The sequence below is a fragment of the uncultured Kiloniella sp. genome (assembly GCF_937128705.1).
GTDB lineage: Bacteria > Pseudomonadota > Alphaproteobacteria > Kiloniellales > Kiloniellaceae > Kiloniella.
On record NZ_CAKZMP010000415.1, the window covers coordinates 1 to 1,655 of the forward strand.

3 protein-coding genes are annotated in these 1,655 nt (G+C 45.0%); all 3 read left to right on the forward strand.

Going from position 1 to position 1,655, the window contains the following annotated elements:
• Positions 1–390, forward strand: a 390-nt coding sequence (locus Q0241_RS21335) for a Maf family protein (protein ID WP_299381112.1), incomplete at its 5' end; no start/stop codon positions are given.
• Entirely contained in the window at positions 391–1,239 is an 849-nt protein-coding gene (locus Q0241_RS21340; RefSeq protein ID WP_299381114.1) for a shikimate dehydrogenase, read from the forward strand.
• Positions 1,240–1,287: 48 nt separating this feature from the next.
• The coding region (coaE, locus tag Q0241_RS21345) for a dephospho-CoA kinase (protein ID WP_299381116.1) at positions 1,288–1,655 on the forward strand (368 nt) is incomplete at its 3' end.

The window sequence follows — 1,655 nt, forward strand, 5'->3', positions numbered from 1 at the left end:
TCTTTTGTCATTGGCGCAGACCAGATGCTCAATTGTAACGGGGTCTGGTTTGATAAACCGACAGATCTGGATCATGCCGCAGCACATCTAAAGGCTTTATCCGGGAAAACCCATCAGTTGGAATGTACTGTTTGTGTGGTCAAAAATGGCGAGAGGCTGTGGCACCACAATGAAACGGCTTCTCTGACCATGCGTGATTTAGATAATGACTTTATATTGTCGTATTTAAATGCACTGGGGGATGAGGCCCTTTCTTCTGTTGGGGCGTATCAACTAGAAGGTATCGGTGCACAACTTTTCCATAAAATTCAGGGGGACTATTTTACAATTCTGGGGCTTCCGCTTCTCCCTCTCCTCACGTTTTTGCGACACAACAGGATTCTGGCTTAGATGATTCTTTCAGGCAAAGCCCGTTTGGCCGGGGTAATCGGTTGGCCTATATCCCATTCAAAATCGCCGAGATTACATGGATATTGGTTGGAAGCGCTGGGGATAGATGGTACCTATCTCCCCCTTGCTATTGAACCTGAAAACTTTGAAACCGCTTTGAAGGGGTTGATGTATTCCGGGTTTGGTGGGGTGAATATCACAGTTCCACACAAAGAAGCTGCGTTAGCATTCTGTGATGAAGTTGATCCGCTAGCGAAACGAATTGGTGCTGTTAATACGATTGTTTTCAAAGGTGGACGTTCTTATGGTTCTAACACCGACGCGTTTGGGTTTATAGAAAACTTGAGACAAAGTGCTGAAAACCTTGATTTTTCCACAGCAAAAACAGTTGTTTTAGGTGCTGGTGGCGCATCCCGTGGTGTCATTGTTGCTCTTCAGGATGCTGGCGTTAAAAATATAATTCTCTTGAACCGAACAAGAGAGCGCGCAGAAGTTCTTGCGGCTGATTTATCATCAGGTGCTGATGGCATGATTACAGTTGCTGATTGGGATGATCGCAATGATGTCCTTAACGGCTGTGATCTATTGGTAAACACGACGAGCCTTGGTATGGCAGGCCAACCACCTTTGGCATTATCACTGGATAAATTACCAAAATCCTGCGTGGTCACGGATATCGTTTATGCGCCTTTGATCACCCCTCTTCTTGGTATGGCCGAGAAAAGAGGCAATAAAATTGTAGATGGTCTCGGTATGTTATTACATCAAGCAAGACCGGGTTTTGAGGCCTGGTTTGGCGTAAAACCAGAGGTAACAGAGGATCTGCGCAAGTTTGTTCTGGCGGGATAGTATTGGGCTGTTGTTGGGGTTTTATTGTATCGGGAACGGATTATCTTAATGCATGTTCTTGGACTTACGGGTTCTATTGGAATGGGGAAATCGACTGCTGCCAAGATGTTTCAGCGGTTGAAAGTACCTGTGCATGATGCAGATGCTACTGTTCATCGATTAATGAGTAAAAACGGGGCAGCAGTTAAGGAAATTTCTGACCTTTTTCCTGAAACTGAGACAGAAAACGGAATCGATCGTAAAAAGCTTGGTGATGCCGTATTTGGGCAGCGGGAAAAATTGAAACAGCTTGAAGCAATTCTACACCCCCTCGTCCGACAAAAGATGCATCGTTTTATCGATCGTTATGCCAGACAAAGGAGAGAACTAGTTGTTCTGGATATACCTCTTCTTTTTGAAACAGGCGGAGACAGGTT